14 protein-coding genes are annotated in these 16728 nt (G+C 61.5%); 10 read left to right on the forward strand and 4 right to left on the reverse strand.

What is annotated here, in order from left to right; translation table 11 throughout:
* Positions 1–98: 98 nt before the first annotated feature.
* From xdhB to HJC04_RS20280, 3 genes are all read right to left on the reverse strand, one after another.
* Complete coding sequence (xdhB, locus tag HJC04_RS20270; protein ID WP_221146939.1) at positions 99–2438, reverse strand: xanthine dehydrogenase molybdopterin binding subunit; 2340 nt, start codon at positions 2436–2438, stop codon at positions 99–101.
* Between the two features lie 274 nt (positions 2439–2712).
* On the reverse strand, positions 2713–4176 hold the full coding sequence (gene xdhA / locus HJC04_RS20275; RefSeq protein ID WP_221146940.1) for a xanthine dehydrogenase small subunit: 1464 nt from the start codon (positions 4174–4176) through the stop codon (positions 2713–2715).
* A gap of 28 nt (positions 4177–4204) precedes the next feature.
* Entirely contained in the window at positions 4205–4981 is a 777-nt protein-coding gene (locus HJC04_RS20280) for a 3-hydroxybutyrate dehydrogenase (RefSeq protein ID WP_221123040.1), read from the reverse strand.
* 255 nt (positions 4982–5236) lie between these two features.
* On the opposite strand from HJC04_RS20280, the gene glpK reads away from it, so the two are divergent.
* The 9 genes from glpK to sbmA all read left to right on the forward strand — a co-directional run bounded on the left by glpK (position 5237) and on the right by sbmA (position 14671).
* Positions 5237–6730 carry a glycerol kinase GlpK gene (glpK, locus tag HJC04_RS20285; protein ID WP_221123039.1) on the forward strand — a complete coding sequence of 498 codons (1494 nt, stop codon included), beginning with the start codon at positions 5237–5239 and terminating at the stop codon, positions 6728–6730.
* A 110-nt stretch (positions 6731–6840) separates the two neighbouring features.
* Positions 6841–7215: a YciI family protein gene (locus tag HJC04_RS20290; protein WP_210630371.1), complete on the forward strand. Its 375-nt coding sequence runs from the start codon at positions 6841–6843 to the stop codon at positions 7213–7215.
* Positions 7212–8471 (forward strand): RNA polymerase sigma factor, encoded by a 1260-nt coding sequence (locus tag HJC04_RS20295; protein ID WP_210630372.1) that lies wholly within the window; start codon positions 7212–7214, stop codon positions 8469–8471. The genes HJC04_RS20290 and HJC04_RS20295 overlap by 4 nt, the downstream gene beginning before the upstream one ends.
* A gap of 88 nt (positions 8472–8559) precedes the next feature.
* Positions 8560–9027 carry an SRPBCC family protein gene (locus tag HJC04_RS20300; protein WP_221123038.1) on the forward strand — a complete coding sequence of 156 codons (468 nt, stop codon included), beginning with the start codon at positions 8560–8562 and terminating at the stop codon, positions 9025–9027.
* Positions 9028–9158: 131 nt separating this feature from the next.
* On the forward strand, positions 9159–9449 hold the full coding sequence (locus tag HJC04_RS20305) for a GIY-YIG nuclease family protein (protein WP_210631581.1): 291 nt from the start codon (positions 9159–9161) through the stop codon (positions 9447–9449).
* A 390-nt stretch (positions 9450–9839) separates the two neighbouring features.
* The gene (locus HJC04_RS20310) at positions 9840–10901 is read left to right on the forward strand and encodes an LLM class flavin-dependent oxidoreductase (RefSeq protein ID WP_221123037.1); all 1062 of its coding nucleotides are present in this window, start codon (positions 9840–9842) and stop codon (positions 10899–10901) included.
* Positions 10902–10940: 39 nt separating this feature from the next.
* Positions 10941–11699 (forward strand): type I methionyl aminopeptidase, encoded by a 759-nt coding sequence (map, locus tag HJC04_RS20315; RefSeq protein ID WP_221123035.1) that lies wholly within the window; start codon positions 10941–10943, stop codon positions 11697–11699.
* 398 nt (positions 11700–12097) lie between these two features.
* Positions 12098–13282, forward strand: coding sequence for a YbfB/YjiJ family MFS transporter (locus HJC04_RS20320; protein WP_210630378.1), 1185 nt, complete (start codon positions 12098–12100; stop codon positions 13280–13282).
* A gap of 123 nt (positions 13283–13405) precedes the next feature.
* A complete protein-coding gene (sbmA, locus tag HJC04_RS20325; RefSeq protein ID WP_210630380.1) occupies positions 13406–14671 on the forward strand; it encodes a peptide antibiotic transporter SbmA in 1266 nt (421 codons plus the stop codon).
* 270 nt (positions 14672–14941) lie between these two features.
* On the opposite strand, the gene HJC04_RS20330 is transcribed toward sbmA, so the two are convergent.
* Positions 14942–15931 (reverse strand): polysaccharide deacetylase, encoded by a 990-nt coding sequence (locus HJC04_RS20330; RefSeq protein WP_210630382.1) that lies wholly within the window; start codon positions 15929–15931, stop codon positions 14942–14944.
* Positions 15932–16051: 120 nt separating this feature from the next.
* On the opposite strand from HJC04_RS20330, the gene HJC04_RS20335 reads away from it, so the two are divergent.
* Positions 16052–16636 carry an NnrU family protein gene (locus tag HJC04_RS20335; protein WP_221123034.1) on the forward strand — a complete coding sequence of 195 codons (585 nt, stop codon included), beginning with the start codon at positions 16052–16054 and terminating at the stop codon, positions 16634–16636.
* Positions 16637–16728: the final 92 nt, after the last annotated feature.

Here is a 16728-nt window from a genome sequence, read left to right on the forward strand (position 1 = left end):
GGTATGTGGCTGCGGTCCCCCCCTCTGTCCGGCAGGACAGAGGGGGGTGCCACCCACTCGGCCCGTCCTGCTCAAACAACAAATCAGCCGGACGCATCCTACACCCGCTTCATCCGCTCCACAGCCATCAGCACCCGTTCCGGCGTCGCCGGCGCATCGAGTCTCGGGCAGACCTTATAATCGGCGACGCTAGCGACCGCCATCGACAGGGCTTCCAGCACCGAGATCGCCAGCATGAAGGGCGGTTCGCCGACCGCCTTGGAACGGCCGATCGTCGCTTCGGCATTCTCTGACCATTCGGCCAGCCGCACGTTGAAGATTTTCGGCCGGTCGGAGGCGAGCGGGATCTTGTAGGTCGACGGGGCATGGGTGCGCAGCCGTCCCTTGTCGTCCCACCAGAGCTCTTCCGTCGTCAGCCAGCCCAAACCTTGCACGAAGGCCCCTTCGACCTGGCCGAGGTCGATCGCCGGGTTCAGCGAGCGGCCGACATCGTGGAGAATGTCGGTGCGGTCGATCAGATATTCACCGGTCAGCGTATCGATCGAGACCTCGGTGCAGGCGGCGCCGTAGGCGAAATAATAGAAGGGGGTGCCGCGGCCGGCCTTGCGGTCCCAGTGGATCTTCGGCGTCTTGTAGAAGCCGGCGGCTGAAAGCTGGACGCGGGCGAAATAAGCCTGCTTGATGAAATCGCGGAAGGGGATCTCGAACTCGCCGACGCGCACGCGGTTTGGCAGGAAGACGACGTCGGAGGGGGCCACATCCCATTTTTCGGCGGCAAAGGCCACCAGCCGTTCCTTGATCTGGCGGGCGGCATCGTAGGCCGCCATGCCGTTCAGGTCCGAGCCGGAGGAGGCGGCGGTGGCCGAGGTGTTCGGCACCTTGGCGGTCGTCGTTGCGGTGATCTTCACCCTAGAGATATCGATCTGGAAGCTGTCGGCCAGCACCTGCGCCACCTTGGTATAGAGGCCCTGGCCCATTTCGGTGCCGCCATGGTTCAGGTGGATCGAGCCGTCCTGATAGATATGGACGAGGGCGCCGGCCTGGTTGAAGGCGGTCATGGTGAAGGAGATGCCGAATTTGACCGGCGTCAGCGCGATGCCCTTTCTGATGTAGCGGCTGTCGCGGTTGAAGGCGATGATGGCGTTGCGTCGCGCCCGGTATTCGGCCGTCTCCTCCAGTTCGTCGACGACACGGGCGATGATGTTGTCCTCGACCTCCTGGTGGTAAGGCGTCAGCGTGCGCCCGGAGCCCGGCTGGCCGTAGAAATTCAGCTTGCGAATATCGAGCGGATCCTTGCCGAGGGCGTAGGCGATCTCCTCGATGAAGCGCTCGGCGCCGAGCATGCCCTGCGGACCGCCGAAGCCGCGGAAGGCGGTGTTGGAGACCGTGTGCGTCTTCAAGGGTTTCGACTGCAGATGCACATGCGGGTAGAAGTAACTGGAATCAGCGTGAAAGAGGGCCCGGTCGGTCACCGGCCCCGAGAGATCGGAGGAGAAGCCGCAACGCGCCGCATAAGTCGCATCGACAGCGTGAATACGGCCGTCAGCGTCGAAGCCCACTTCGTAATCGACGAGGAAATCATGGCGTTTGCCGGTGGCGCTCATATCCTCGTCGCGGTCGGGGCGGAACTTGATGGCGCGGCCGAGCTTCTTGGCCGCGAGGGCGGCAAGGGCCGCGAACTGGCTGCCCTGTGTTTCCTTGCCGCCGAAGCCTCCGCCCATGCGGCGCACATTGACCGTCACCGCGTTCGAAGGGATGTCGAGCACATGGCCGACGATGTGCTGGATCTCGCTCGGATGCTGGGTCGAGGACCAGACGGTTACCTCGTCATCCTCACCGGGAATGGCGACGGCGATATGGCCTTCGAGATAGAAATGCTCCTGTCCGCCGATGCGCATTTGGCCTTTCAGCCGCATGGGTGCGTTCGGCATTTCCGTTTCCGGCTCGCCGCGCTGCAGCGTCATCGGCGTGGTGACCAGCGGGCTGCCGTTTGCAAGTGCGCCGTCGATATCGCTCCAATGCGGGAGGTCGCGATAGGCGATCTTCGCCAGCCAAGCGGCGCGGCGGGCGGCCTCGCGCGTCTCGGCGATGACGGCAAAGATCGGCTGGCCGTGGAACTGAACCAAAGTTTCGGCGAGCAGCGGCTCGTCATGGCTGCCGTTGGAGCTGACGTCGTTGACGCCGGGCACGTCCTTGCCGGTGAAGACCCAGACGACGCCGGGATAGGCGGCGACCTCGGAGAGATCGATGCTGAGGATTTCGGCGTGTGCCCGGTCGGAGAGGCCGAGCGCGCCGTGCAGCAGGCCGGCGGGTTCGGGGGTGTCGTCGATATATTCGGCCGTTCCGGTAACGTGTTTGTGCGCGGAATCATGGCGCAGAGAGCCGTACATTGGGCCCGAGATGACGACTTTGGGGTCTTCGAAGGTGGACTTGTCCATTAGATCAGCCCTCCGCGAACGGAGTTAGGAAATGCGGCTACTCCGCACTCCCTCATTCCTTTGCCCTCAGGGCTTCGCCCGAGGGATGTCACAGGAATCCAGCCACGGCGCGTCTGCGCCGTGAATGACTCATATGACGCTGAGGAAATGTCTCCTGCGCCCAGGGACTTGGGCGCGCTGAATTCCTGTGCCAAGCACAGGAATGAGGGAGAGGAGGAGACCGCGACTATTCCCATCAAGGCTTGCATTCCGGGCGTTCTGATCAATTTCTCCATCACGCCACCTCCTCGAACCGCTTCAGCTCCGCCGGCGCGCCGACAGTTTCCAGATAGAACCGCGTCAACAAATTCTTCGCCGTCAACTGGCGGTATTCCGCCGTGGCGCGCCAGTCGGTGAGCGGTTGGAAATCGACGTCGAAGGCGGGGCGGGCGGCCTCGATCGTTGCTTCAGTCCAGGATTTGCCGATCAGTTCGGTCTCCACCGTGCGAGCGCGTTTCGGCGTTGCCGCCATGCCGCCGTAGGCGATGCGGATGTCGGTGACGATCTCCGCGTCGTCGAGGGTCAGCAGGAAGGCGCCGAGCACGGCGGTGATGTCCTCGTCGCGGCGCTTGGTGATCTTGTAAGCGGCAAAGCGGCTGTTTGCGGGATAGGGCACGAAGACGCTCTCGACGAACTCGCCGGGCCTGCGGTCCTGTTTGCCGTAGGCGATGAAGAAGTCCTCGAGGGGGATTTTGCGCTGGCCTTCGAGGGAGCGCAGCGTCAACGTCGCCCCGAGCGCGATCAAGGGCGGCGGACTGTCGCCGATCGGAGAGCCGTTGGCGATGTTGCCGCCAATCGTGCCCATGTTGCGCACCTGCTCGCCACCGATGCGGTCGATTAGCCGCCCGAGCGCCGGGATTTTCCGGGCGATCGCTTCGAAGGCCCTGGTGTAGCTGACGCCAGCGCCGATGGTGACGCCGTCCTCGCTTTCGGTGACGGTCTGCAATTCGCTCAGGTGGTTGATGAATACGACCGGGCTCAGCCGCCGCATCTGCTTCGTCACCCAGAGGCCGACATCGGTCGAGCCGGCAACGACGGTCGCGTCGGGCTCCTGCGAGAGAACTTCGGCCAGTGCCTGGACAGAAGCCGGCACGATCAACCGGTCTTCGCCTTTGGCAATCCGGATGGTGCCGCTCGCCTGCATGGCCCAGAGCCGTGCGATGATTTCCGAGCGCGTGCGCTCCAGCGGGTCGAACAGCGCGCTCGGGCGCATCAGGCTCACCTGCTCGGCGGCCTTGACGATTGGCTCGTAGCCGGTGCAGCGACACAGATTGCCTTGCAATGCCTTTTCGATCTCGCGGCGACCGGGTTTTTCCTTTGTCAGCCATAACCCATAGAGCGACATCACGAAGCCCGGGGTGCAGAAGCCGCATTGCGACCCATGACAATCAACCAGCGCCTGCTGCACCGGATGCAGCGCGCCATCCCGGCCGGCCAGGTGCTCGACCGTCACCACGTGCGTGGCGTGCAGCGAGCCGGTGAAACGGATGCAGGCGTTGACGGATTCATAGGCAAGCTTGCCGTCGACGAGCCGGCCGACGAGCACGGTGCAGGCCCCGCAATCGCCTTCCGCGCATCCCTCCTTGGTGCCAGTGAGGCGCCGCTTCAACCGCAGAAAATCGAGAAGCGTCTCGGTCGGCCCGACATCGGTGAGCTCGATGTCCTCGCCATTCAGGATGAAGCGAATGCTGTCGTTCATGATATTCCCGGTTATGTTTTCCAAATGGTTAGGCCGCCGTCCAGCCACCGTCAATCGAGATGTGGGTTCCGGTCACCTGGCAGGCGGCATCGCTCGCAAGGTAGATCGACAGCGCACCGATCTCCTCGGCCTTGACGAATTCGCGCGTCGGCTGCGCCTTGAGGATGACTTCGCTCTTCACCTGCTCCTCGGTCATGCCGCGCGCCCTGGCGGTATCGGGTATCTGCTTTTCGACGAGCGGCGTCAGCACATAGCCGGGGCAGATGGCGTTGACCGTCACGCCGAACTCCGCAAGTTCCAGCGCCGCTGTCTTCGTCAAGCCTAATATACCATGTTTTGCCGCCACATAGGCGGATTTGAAGGGGGAGGCGACGAGCCCGTGAGCCGAAGCGATGTTGATGATGCGGCCATATTTCTTGGCCTTCATCAGCGGAATGGCGGCGCGCATGGTGTGAAAGGAGCTCGACAGGTTGATGGCGATGATCTGATCCCATTTTTCGACCGGGAAATCCTCGATCTTCTCGACATGCTGAATGCCGGCATTGTTGACGAGGACATCGACGGTGCCGAAGGTTTTTGCGGCGGTTTCGATCAGGTCGGCGATCTCGGCGGGCTTGGTCATGTCGGCGGGATGGTAGATTGCCCGGCCCTTCGATACCGATTCAAGCCGCTCGACGATCGCGTTGATTTCATCGGCATTTCCGAACCCGTTGATAACGACGTTGTCGCCGGTTTCGGCGAAGGCGGTGGCGATCGCAAGACCGATGCCGCTGGTGGAGCCGGTGACGACGACTGATCTGCTCATGCTGTTTCTCCGTGAATGCCGATGCTGCGTCGCAGCGTTAGCCTCGAGGTTATTCCCAAAGGCGGCAGGCTGGCAATTCCGCTTTATTCGCTTTTCTCGCCCGCATCCGTGTCCTATTGATTTGCCATGATAATCAGCGTGGAGCATTTCCGTTTTTCTCCGAATCACGGAAATGCTCTATCTCTTTGATCCACGCAATTCCGGACGCAAACCGCTACGCGCTTTTGCTGGAATTGCTCCAGGGAGAAGGATTTCATGAGCGGATATGTTCTGGCGATCGATCAGGGAACAACGTCGACACGGGCGATCGTTTTTGATGGCACCATGCAGGTCGTCGGCAAAGGCCAGAAGGAATTCACTCAAATCTATCCGCGCTCCGGCTGGGTGGAGCATGATCCTGAGGAGATCTGGGATTCAGTCGTCTCCACCATCCATATGGCGCTGCGTGAAGCCAAGGTGATGGCGAAGGACATTGCCGCGCTTGGCATCACCAACCAGCGCGAGACCGTTGTTGTGTGGGAGCGCGAGACCGGCCGGCCGATCCAGAATGCCATCGTCTGGCAGGATCGACGCACGGCGAGCTACTGCGACAACCTGAAACGGCAGGATCTGGAACGGGTTTTCACAAAGAAGACCGGACTCATCCTTGATCCCTATTTCTCCGGCACGAAGCTCTCCTGGATGCTTGCTAATGTGAAGGGGGCGCGGGCGCGTGCGGCCCGGGGCGATCTCTGCTTCGGGACGATCGACACCTTCCTGATCTGGCGGCTCACCGGCGGCAAGAGCTTCGTGACGGATGCCACCAACGCCTCACGCACGCTGATGTACAACATTGCCGAAAATGCATGGGACGAGGATCTGCTCGACATTCTGAGAGTGCCGGCCGCCATGCTGCCTGAGGTCAAGGATTGTGCCGCCGATTTCGGCACGGTCGATTTAGAGATATTCGGCGCTGCCATCCCGATCCTCGGCGTCGCCGGCGATCAGCAGGCGGCGACCATCGGCCAGGCCTGTTTTGCGCCGGGCATGCTGAAATCGACTTACGGCACGGGCTGCTTTGCGCTGCTCAACACCGGCACAGACATGGTGCGTTCGAAAAACCGGCTGCTGACAACAATCGCCTATCGCCTCAACGGCGAGACGACCTATGCGCTTGAGGGCTCGATCTTTATCGCGGGTGCTGCCGTGCAATGGCTGCGGGACGGGCTTCGCATCATCGGCAGTGCCGCCGAGACCAACACGCTTGCCGAAAAGGCCGATCCGACGCAGGAGGTCTATCTCGTGCCCGCCTTCACCGGCCTCGGCGCGCCATATTGGGATGCCCAGGCGCGCGGCGCGATTTTCGGGCTGACGCGCAACAGTGGGCCCGCTGAGCTTTCCCGGGCGGCGCTCGAAGCCGTCTGCTACCAGACCCGCGACCTGCTCGACGCCATGCAGAAAGACTGGAAGAACGGCACCGAAGATACGGTGCTCCGCGTCGACGGCGGCATGGTCGCCTCCGACTGGACGATGCAGCGCCTCGCCGACCTGCTCGACGCGCCGGTCGATCGCCCGGTGATCCTGGAGACGACGGCGCTGGGCGCGGCCTGGCTCGCCGGCAGCCGGGCGGGGGTGTGGCCTGACAGGGATGGGTTTTCGGCGACATGGAAACGCGACCGGCGTTTCGAGCCTGACATGGACGAGAAGGTGCGGGCGGCAAAACTCAAGGGTTGGAAGAATGCGGTCAAGCGGACGCTTACCGAAGGCTAGCCTTCGGTAAGCGCCTTGGTTCCTGCAACCGCCGCTGACCCGGATAATTTTTTGATGCGGCCTGTCGGCTAAGCGGTTACTCCTTCGTCATTCGGAAAGAGGAGTGACCGATGCTTTATGCAATCCTTTGTTACGCCCATGAGGAAACCGTCTTCGCCTGGACCAAGGAGGAGGAGGCTGCCGTCATGGAAAAGCTTTACGCCGTGCAGGAGCCGCTTGCCAAAGCCGGTAAGCTGGGTCCCGTCGGTCGGCTGATGCCGACGACGGCGGCGACGACCGTTCGCAAGGGCAAAGACGAGGCTCTCGTCATCGACGGGCCTTTCGCGGAAACGAAAGAGGCGCTTCTCGGCTTTTACGTGGTTGACTTCGAAACGCTGGAGGAGGCGGTCGCCTTCTCGAAACAGCTATCCGCGGTCAATCCCGGCTCCTCCTCTTACGAAATTCGGCCTTTCTACGTGTTCAGGCCGGGAGATGCTGCATCATGACCGACATTGCCTGGATCGACCTCGCGCTTGCCTCGGCCCGCCCGAAGGCGCTGGGCGCGCTGCTGCGCTATTTCCGCGATCTCGATACCGCGGAGGAGGCGTTTCAGGAGGCATGCCTGAGGGCGATCCGGACATGGCCGGAAAGAGGACCGCCGCGCGATCCGGCGGCATGGCTCATTTTCGTCGGTCGCAACAGCGGCATCGATGCGGTGCGCAAACGATCGAAGCTGCAGGCGTTGCCGGACGAGGACGTCATTTCCGATACTGAGGATGCCGAAAGCGACATTGCCGAGCGGCTGGATGCTTCCAATTATCGCGACGATATCCTGCGGCTTCTCTTCATCTGCTGCCATCCCGATCTGCCGGCGACGCAGCAGATCGCGCTGGCGCTGCGCATCGTCTCCGGCCTTTCGGTGACGCAGATCGCGCGCGCCTTCCTGGTCTCCGAAAGCGCCATGGAGCAGCGCATCACTCGGGCCAAGGCGCGCGTCGCCAAGGCGGGCGTGCCTTTCGAAACGCCGAGCCCTGAGGAGAGGGCCGAACGCCTGTCGATCGTCAGCACGATGATCTATCTGATCTTCAACGAGGGCTACACCCAGGCGAATCCCAAACATGAGGCGGCCGCCTTCAGCGACGAGGCGATCCGGCTGGCACGGCTGATGCTGCACATGTTTCCGTCCGAACCGGAACTGATGGGGCTGCTTGCGCTCATGCTTCTGCAGATATCGCGCCGCCCGGCGCGTTTCAGCGCCGAAGGCGAGATCGTGCTGCTCGAGGATCAGGACCGCTCTCTCTGGAACCAGCTTTTCATCAATGAGGCTCTGGCGCTGCTCGACAAGGCGCTACGCCACCGCCGGCCCGGCCCCTACCAGCTTCAGGCGGCCATCGCCGCCATCCATTCGCGCGCGAAACGTGCCGAAGACACCGACTGGACGGAAATCGATCTGCTTTACCGGGCGTTGGAGCGTATTCAGCCCTCGCCTGTCGTAACGCTTAATCGCGCGGTCGTCGTTTCCAAGCTGCATGGGCCGCAGGAGGCGCTGGATCTCATCGATCCGCTCGGCGAGAAACTCGGAGGCTATTTCTATTATCACGGTCTGCGGGGCGGGCTGCTGAAGCAGCTCGGTTTGACCAGCCAGGCGCGCGAAGCCTTCGACCATGCCATCGCGCTTGCCCATTCGGCGGCGGAAGCCGCGCATATCCGCCGGCAGATCGACAAGATGCAGGAAGAGGCGGCGCAGCCGATTGCAAATTAATTCTTCGTGGTGTCGGAACGGCGAAGTTTACACGTCCTTGTAACAACCTGAGACGAAACAGGTTTCATTCAAACGGAGAGATGTTGAAATGACCGCCAGCACGCAACATGAACTCGTCCTTATCAGGGAATTCCACGCCCCGCGCGATAAGATCTTCAAGGCATGGACCGATCCGGATCTCGTGAAGCAGTGGTTCGTCCCGCGCCCGTGGAGTGTGGCAGACGCGACGCTCGATGTGCGCCCCGGCGGCGCGAGTGTTGTCGTCATGCAGGATCCCGAGGGCAATCGGTATCCGAATCATGGCGTCTATCTCGAGATCGTCGAGAATGAGAAGATCGTCTTCACCGACGCCTATACCAGCGCCTGGGTGCCTGCCGAAAAGCCTTTCTTCACCGGCGTCATTCTGCTCGAAGACCTCGGTAACGGCAGGACGAAATATACAGCCAAGGCGCTGCACTGGCGCGCCGAAGACAAGGAAGCGCACGAGAAGATGGGCTTCCACGAGGGATGGGGCAAGGCGGCCGATCAGTTGGCGGAATTGTTGGCGAAAATGTGAGCGGCGGGGACGGCGTGGTGAAGGCTGTGCCGTCCCGTGCTTCAAGTGTGGCACGAGGCGGTTTGGAAGATGATTCCACCTGTGCTTCGAAGTCGTTGAATTCAGATTCTATCCTGTGCCAATCTGCTGGTATGAAAGGGTACGTCTATATCCTCGCATCCGGACGCAACGGCACGCTCTATACCGGCGTGACGCGTGATCTTGCCGGCCGGCTATACGAGCATCAGAATGAGCTGACGCCGGGTTTTACGTCGAAGTATGGTGTCAAGACACTGGTGTGGTTCGAGGAGCATGATCTGCTGACGACAGCGATCACGCGCGAAAAGACGATTAAGAAATGGCCGCGACTGTGGAAGCTCAATCTGATCGAGCGGGAGAATCCTGAATGGGAGGACATTTCGTTTCATCTCTTGGGCCTGTGAGAGGAGAAGTCTCCTGTCGCGCGGACGCGCGACTGCTGGATTCCTGTGACAAGCACAGGAATGAGGGAGTTCTTGGCAGTCGCAGAGGTCAACAACGATGGTTCACGCAGTTCAGCATCTAACAAAAACGCTCTGAATAGTATGGGATATGGTTGGCCAGGTGCGCACCATTTGCTCCCTCATTCCTGTGCTCGTCACAGGAATCCAGCAGCGCCATGTCCATGGCGCAGGGACTCTTTGCCATCGTACAATGTTCGCTCAGTTAGATGTAGCTGAGGGTGCGAACCGCCGCCGCCTATCAAGATTCTCGAACAATCCGTTCCACAATTTGTGTTTGCGCTCCATCGCCGCCATCCTTATCTCCGGATCGAGTTCAACAGGATGCCGACGATGGAACTGGGCCTTTACACATTCGCCGATGTCAATCCCAATCCCTCCCGCAGCAAGGGAGCGGAAGGGGCCGAACGGCTGAAGCATCTGATCGAGGAGATCGAGCTTGCCGATCAGGTGGGGCTCGATGTCTTCGGGCTTGGCGAACACCATCGGCCGGACTATGCGGCGTCCGCTCCCGCGGTGGCGCTGGCGGCTGCGGCCGTCAAGACCAAAAACATCCGGCTGACGAGCGCGGTTACTGTGCTCTCCTCCGACGATCCGGTGCGTGTGTTCCAGCAGTTTTCGACGCTTGATCTCATTTCGAACGGCCGTGCCGAGATCATGGCAGGGCGTGGCTCGTTCATCGAGTCTTTCCCGCTGTTCGGCTACAACCTCGAGGATTACGACCAGCTTTTCGAGGAGAAGCTCGATCTGCTGCTGGCGCTGCGCGATGATGAGACTGTCGCGTGGAAGGGTGAGCTTCGCGCGGCGATCAACGGACGCGGCGTCTATCCCAGGCCGCTGCAGGATCCACTGCCGCTGTGGATCGCGGTTGGCGGCACACCGCAGTCGGTGGCGCGCGCCGGCGCGCTCGGACTGCCGGTGGCGCTCGCGATCATTGGCGGCGAGCCGCGCCGTTTCGCGCCGCTCTTCGATCTCTACCGCGAGGCTGCGCGCCGGGCCGGGCAGGATCAGGCGAAGCTGAAGACCAGTATCAATGTCCATGGCTTCATCGCGGACACGACGGAGAGAGCCGCCGACCAGTTCTACGGACCACAGGCGGAGGTGATGAACCGCATCGGCCGCGAGCGCGGCTGGGGACCGACGAGCCGGGCGCATTTCGATCTTTCGCGCGGGCCGAACGGCGCGCTTTTCGTCGGCGATCCCGAGCTGGTCGCGGAAAAGATCATCGCCCATCACGCGATATTCAAGAACGACCGCTTCCTGCTGCAGATGGCGATCGGCCTGATGCCGCATGATCAGATCATGCGTGGCATCGAGCTCTACGGGACGAAAGTGGCGCCGATCGTCAGAAAGGCATTGACTGAAAAGAGCGAAGGAGTGAAAGCCTCAGTTTGAGGCGGCCGCGGCCGCCCTGTGGAAGGGCGGAACAGACGAATGGTTATCGCAAACGACGACGAACTGGTGAAGCTCAAGGAGATCGGCCGCATCTGCGCCAATGCCATCCAGGTGATGGCGGCAACGATGGAGCCCGGCATGACGACGCTGGAGCTCGACCAGATCGGCCGCAAGGTGCTCGAAGATGCGGGCGCACGCTCGGCGCCGGAGTTCTGCTATCAATTTCCGGGCGCGACCTGCATCAGCATCAACGAGGAAATCGCCCACGGCATTCCCGGCCCGCGCGTCATCCGCGCCGGCGATCTCATCAATATCGACGTCTCGGCCGAGAAGGACGGCTTCTTCGCCGATACCGGCGCCTCCTTCGCGGTGCCGCCCGTCAAGCCGAAAATCGAGCGGCTCTGCCGCGACGGTAAGCGGGCGCTCTGGGTCGGGCTCAACCAGGTGAAATCGGGCGAATCGCTGGCAAAGATCGGCACCGCCGTCGGCGCTTTCGCGCAGAAGAACCGCTATACGCTGGTCGCCAATCTGGCGAGCCACGGCGTCGGCCGCTCGCTGCACGAGGAGCCGGCCGAGCTCTCGACCTGGCCGGATCCTTCGGAAAAGCGTGTGATGACGGATGGCCTCGTCTTCACCGTCGAGCCATTCCTTTCGCTCGGCGCGACATGGGCCGAAGGCGGCGACGACGCCTGGACGCTCTATGCCGATCCGAAGGCGCCGACGGTGCAGTTTGAGCATACGGTGGTTGCGACGCGGAATGGGCCGGTGATATTGACGCTGCCGGATGGGCGGGTGTAGGGCTGGGGTCAGTGGGCTCGCCCTTGGGCTTGGAATCTTCAGGTCGCTTCGTGGGGAGCGCTCACCTCTCCTTTTTGTTCCTGTGCTTGTCACAGGAATCCAGCCACCGCGCGTCTGCGCGGTGATTGACCCATATACAATTGAAGAGAGTCTCCAGCGCCCAAGGACTTGGGCGCACGGGATTCCTGTGACAAGCACAGGAAATGAGGGTGGTTGTGGTGGGCGCACATGTCAATTCATTCGGCTTGACCGCCACGTCCCTTCGCTCCCGCGCTTCGATCTGCGCCCTAGATATTGTGGTTCAAAAACGGCGGTGAAAATCCTACCTTTCGCAGAATTGATCGATCGATCAGAAATAGTCGTTTGTGGCCTTTGCGTTGCAGCGCGATAAGCGGTGCATGCTTTCCCGTCCGCCTCGCTCCGCGCCCAACCTGGTTTCGATTGCTGCTGCCGGCGCCGTGGCCATGGCGGCAGCCATGGGCTTCGGGCGCTTCTCTTATACGCCGATCCTGCCCGGCATGATGAGCGGCGTGCCGCTTTCGGCGGCGGATGCCGGCTTTATCGCGTCGGCGAATTTCGTCGGTTATCTCGTTGGCGCCGTGCTGGCGGCTTATGGCTGGGCGGCGGGGCGCGAACGGCTGGTGGCGCTCTTGGCACTGCTTGCCAACGCAATCCTGCTCGCTGCGATGGCGGCCACCGATTCCGTTGCGATCTTTGCGGTCATCCGGCTCCTGGCCGGCCTTGCCAGCGCCTTCGCGATGGTGTTCACCTCGTCGATCGTGCTCAGCCACGGGGCTGCTGCCGGCAATGACCATGTGCAGGCGGCGCATTTCGGCGGGCCTGGAGCGGGCATTGCGCTTTCGTCGGTCATGGTGCTCCTGATTGGTCTTGGCTTTCACGATGAGCCGGGCGGCTGGCGCGCCGATTGGATCGGCGGGGCGCTCTATTGCGCGGCAAGTCTCGCCATCGTCTGGTGGCTCTTGCCCACGGCGCCGGCACAGGCAGCGCGGTCGGGCAAGGAACCGGCGCTCAACTGGAGCCGGCCGATGGTGCTTGTCACGCTGTCCTACGGCCTGTTCGGCTTCGGCTACGTCATCACCGCGACCTTCCTCGTCACCATCGCACGCATGGCGGCGACGGGAGCTTTCGTCGAATTTCTCTGCTGGTTCATTGCCGGCGTGACGGCGGCGGTGGCGCTGTTTGCCTGGAAGCCGCTCGTCAGACCGCTTGGACTCGGCGGCGTCTATGTCGCGGCGCTTCTCATCGAGGCCGCCGGTGTGCTCGCCACCGTAGCGCTGCCGCCTTCGGTCGCGCCGCTGATCGGCGGGGCGCTATTCGGGGCGACGTTCCTGGCGATCACGGCCTACGGACTGCAAATCGGCCGCAAGCTTTCCCCGAAGAGTCCGCGGCGGATCCTGGCGATGATGACGGCCGCCTTCGGCGTCGGCCAGATCGTCGGACCGATTGTTGCCGGCTGGATTGCCGAACGCTCGGGCAGCTTTACCCTGCCGACGGTGATCGCTGCCGCAGCACTTCTTGTCTGCGCGGCGCTCGTAATGCCCGTCATCAGGAAAATCGCCTAACCGATTACATCTGCGTAACAATCGGCTGAACCCATTGCTGCTTCCTTCGAACTGCCTTAGTTTCCGGCACAATCAGTGTTCCGACACTCCCGAGACTCACAGTTCAGGAAAGCAAAGCTCCCCGTGTTTCATTCCTTCTTTCCCCAGCCGAAACCTTTCTTCATTTCGCTTGTCGTCTGGACGCTAATTTCAATATTGGGCTGGTATTTCTTCGCGGCCGGTCTCGGCGCGTCGCTCGGATTTGCACCGGTTGCAGAAGAGCAGCAGCCGATCGATCTTTCCTTCTTCTTGCTGCCCGAAAATGTTTGGTTTTACAGCTATTTCTTTCTCTCGGCGATCATCTTCTGCGGCGCTTGGCATCTGAAGGCGCTGCACCATCCCTGGAAGCTGTGGTCGATCTGGGGTTCTGCGCTCATCATTTTTGTGACCTATTTCGGCGTGCAGATCACGGTCGTGATCAACAATTGGCGCCGCCCATTCGGCGACCTTCTGCAGAACGCCCTGTCGAAGCAGCCGGGCATTTCCGTCGACAATTTCTACAGTCTGATGTGGGTCTTCTGTCAGATCGCGTTCCTCAGCATGTTCGTGTCGATCATGACCGACTTCTTCACCAGCCACTACATCTTCCGCTGGCGCGCCGCGATGAACGATTTCTATATGTCGAAGTGGGAAAAGCTGCGGCACATCGAAGGTGCTTCACAGCGCGTGCAGGAAGACACGATGCGTTTTTCGAGCACGCTCGAGGGTCTCGGCATCAGCCTCATCAATTCGGTGATGACGCTCGTGGTCTTCCTTCCGATCCTTCTGGCACTGTCGCACTATGTGACTGAACTGCCGGTCATCGGCCCGCTGGCGAATTCCCTGTTCTGGCTGGCGCTGTTCTGGTCGGCATTCGGCACGCTGCTTCTGGCGGTCGCCGGTATCAAGCTGCCGGGCCTGAACTTCCGTAATCAGCGCGTGGAAGCCGCCTATCGCAAGGAACTCGTCTATGGCGAGGACCATGCGGAGCGGGCGCAGCCGCTGACAGTCAGGGAGCTTTTCAACAACGTTCGGCGGAACTATTTCCGCATGTATTTCCACTACATGTATTTCAATGTCGCCCGCTATTTCTACATTCAGGCGGACGCACTCTTCGTGGTCTTCATGCTGGTGCCGACGATCGTGGCCGGGACGATCACCTACGGCATCTTTCAGCAGATCTCGACGGCCTTCGGCCAAGTCAGCAATTCGTTCCAATATCTGGTCAATTCCTGGACGACGATCATTGAGCTGCTCTCCATCCACAAGCGCCTCAAGGCCTTTGAGGCGGCCATTGACGACGAGCCGCTGCCTGCGATCGATCGACACTATCTGGAGCGCGAGGCTGGTGTCGTGCATGCGGATGGTTGATGCCTAGGATTTGGCTGGAGCGGGCGAGGTGGTGCCATGCGGCCCCCTCATCCGGCTGCCACCACCGACCGGGGTCGAGCCACTGGTCTCGACCCGTCCTTCGGACCCCCGAGGGGAGAAGAGACTCGTGGCAATGCCTCGCCTTGATCCATCGCTCGAGAGAATTTTCGTGGACTTTGCGATTCCCTCTTCTTCCCAGAGGGGAGAAGGTGCCCGTCAGGGTGGATGAGGGGGCCACACGGCACCACCCCCCGTTCTCAAAAGCTTTCGTCAGAGCCCCGACGTCCGCTCCAATTTCCCACGCGCCTCGATCATCGGAATCGCTTCGGAATAGCTCACACAGGCCACGTCCGCCCGGTGGCAGACGTCGCTGACCAGGCGGTCAAGCGCGCGCCAGTAGGCGCCGCCGTTCATTTCGACGAAATGGAAGCCGAGCTGGAGGGGGATGCGGTCGCCGTTATACTGGCTGTCGAAAACCTGGGAGAAGGCGGCGTAGGCGCGGTCCTCGAATGCCTTCGTATCCGCGCTGTCCTCCTGACCCTTGGAATGGCGGACGAAGAGGTTGTAGTCCATGCCGATGACCGGCTTTTCGCTGGGGCCTTCGGGAATCAGGGGGAGGCCGAAGCGGAGGATGCCGTCTTCCTCGACAGGCATCGCCGGGCCTTTGGTCACGAGGCTTGCGTCATAGGTGAAGCCCGCCTTCTTTTCGGCGGCGATCATGTCGGCGCCCGCCGTCGCCGAGAGATAGGGGGCGCGAAAGCCTTTGATGCCATGGTCGACCAGATCCTGCCAGCCGGCGGGTTCTTCGAGGCCGACGCTCTTCCAGGCATTTTTCAACGTAGCATGGAAGGTCGCGTATTCGGCCGACCAGTCGGCCTCGCTCCAGAGGCGGCCGTCAAAATGGCCGCACGCATGGCTTGCTATGTCGTGGCCTTCGAGATGGGCGTGCCAGATATTGCCGAGGCGCTCGCGGATCTCGTCGTCGCTCCGGGCAAAGCCGACATTGGATTTTCCGGGTTTCTGGTGCGGCGCCTGATAGGCCTTTTTCGCCGCCTCGTTCATCAGGAAGGTGCAGGAAAGGAAATAGGTGAAATGGGCGCCGTTCCTGGCGGCCATCTCGCGGCTTTTCAGCCAGAGCGCGTTGTTGTGGGCACCGTCGAAGGAGATGATGACCAGTTGCTTTGGCCGGTCGGCCGCCTCTGCCACCGCGGGAAGAACGAGAGAGGCAATCAGACAGGTGGCGAGGAGAGGGCGAGACATGGGCACCGCGACAATTTGTTCGCGGTTTCCCTCCGATAGAATTGCGGCGAAGCTGCGGTCTTGCTGGTATTTTTTCCCGCCAACCGCTAAGTCATGTCAAACTGCACGGAAGGGACCGCAATGGCACTGCTTATCGTCGGCATCATACTTTTTCTCGGTGTGCATCTGGTGCGGGTGGTGGCTCCGGATCTGCGTCGCTCGATGATCGCGCGCCTCGGCGAGAATGGCTGGCGTGCCGGGTATTCGGTTGCGAGCATCCTCACACTGATCCTGTTGATCTACGGATTCGGGCAGGCCAGGCAGGTGACCGGCATGCTCTACAATCCGCCGGTCTGGATGGCGCATATCACCATTACGCTGATGTTGATCGCGCTGATCTGTCTCGTCGCCTCGCTGTTGCCGGCCGGATACATTGCGACCAAGACCAAGCATCCGATGGTGCTGTCGGTGAAGATCTGGGCGCTGGCGCATCTGCTAGCCAATGGCGAGACGTCGTCGGTCCTGCTGTTTGCGGCGTTCCTTGCCTGGGGCGTGATCGTGCGCATTTCGCTCAAGCGTCGCGAGCGGGCGGGCGAAATCAGGCGCCGGCCCTTCGTCTCGGCCAAGTACGACCTCTATGCCCTTGTCATCGGCATCGTCGTCTGGGCGCTGATCATCTGGAAGCTGCACGAATGGCTGATCGGCGTTTCGCCGCTCGCCATGTGACGAATCTTTCACATCCCCCTTACAATGGCGGCAAAATGGGGTAGAAGGCCGGAAATGTGCGTGTCATGCACATGCGTATAGGTATTTCCGCG

This window comes from Rhizobium sp. NLR8a, from assembly GCF_019685235.1.
GTDB lineage: Bacteria > Pseudomonadota > Alphaproteobacteria > Rhizobiales > Rhizobiaceae > Rhizobium.

Bases quoted from the DNA above. Each gene is read 5' to 3' on its own strand.
- HJC04_RS20330 (WP_210630382.1), bottom strand. From the start codon at position 15,931: ATGTCTCGCCCTCTCCTCGCCACCTGTCTGATTGCCTCTCTCGTTCTT.
- HJC04_RS20320 (WP_210630378.1), top strand. From the start codon at position 12,098: ATGCTTTCCCGTCCGCCTCGCTCCGCGCCCAACCTGGTTTCGATTGCT.
- HJC04_RS20300 (WP_221123038.1), top strand. From the start codon at position 8,560: ATGACCGCCAGCACGCAACATGAACTCGTCCTTATCAGGGAATTCCAC.
- HJC04_RS20305 (WP_210631581.1), top strand. From the start codon at position 9,159: ATGAAAGGGTACGTCTATATCCTCGCATCCGGACGCAACGGCACGCTC.
- xdhB (WP_221146939.1), bottom strand. From the start codon at position 2,438: ATGGACAAGTCCACCTTCGAAGACCCCAAAGTCGTCATCTCGGGCCCA.
- xdhA (WP_221146940.1), bottom strand. From the start codon at position 4,176: ATGAACGACAGCATTCGCTTCATCCTGAATGGCGAGGACATCGAGCTC.
- HJC04_RS20295 (WP_210630372.1), top strand. From the start codon at position 7,212: ATGACCGACATTGCCTGGATCGACCTCGCGCTTGCCTCGGCCCGCCCG.
- HJC04_RS20335 (WP_221123034.1), top strand. From the start codon at position 16,052: ATGGCACTGCTTATCGTCGGCATCATACTTTTTCTCGGTGTGCATCTG.
- glpK (WP_221123039.1), top strand. From the start codon at position 5,237: ATGAGCGGATATGTTCTGGCGATCGATCAGGGAACAACGTCGACACGG.
- HJC04_RS20280 (WP_221123040.1), bottom strand. From the start codon at position 4,981: ATGAGCAGATCAGTCGTCGTCACCGGCTCCACCAGCGGCATCGGTCTT.
- map (WP_221123035.1), top strand. From the start codon at position 10,941: ATGGTTATCGCAAACGACGACGAACTGGTGAAGCTCAAGGAGATCGGC.
- HJC04_RS20290 (WP_210630371.1), top strand. From the start codon at position 6,841: ATGCTTTATGCAATCCTTTGTTACGCCCATGAGGAAACCGTCTTCGCC.
- HJC04_RS20310 (WP_221123037.1), top strand. From the start codon at position 9,840: ATGGAACTGGGCCTTTACACATTCGCCGATGTCAATCCCAATCCCTCC.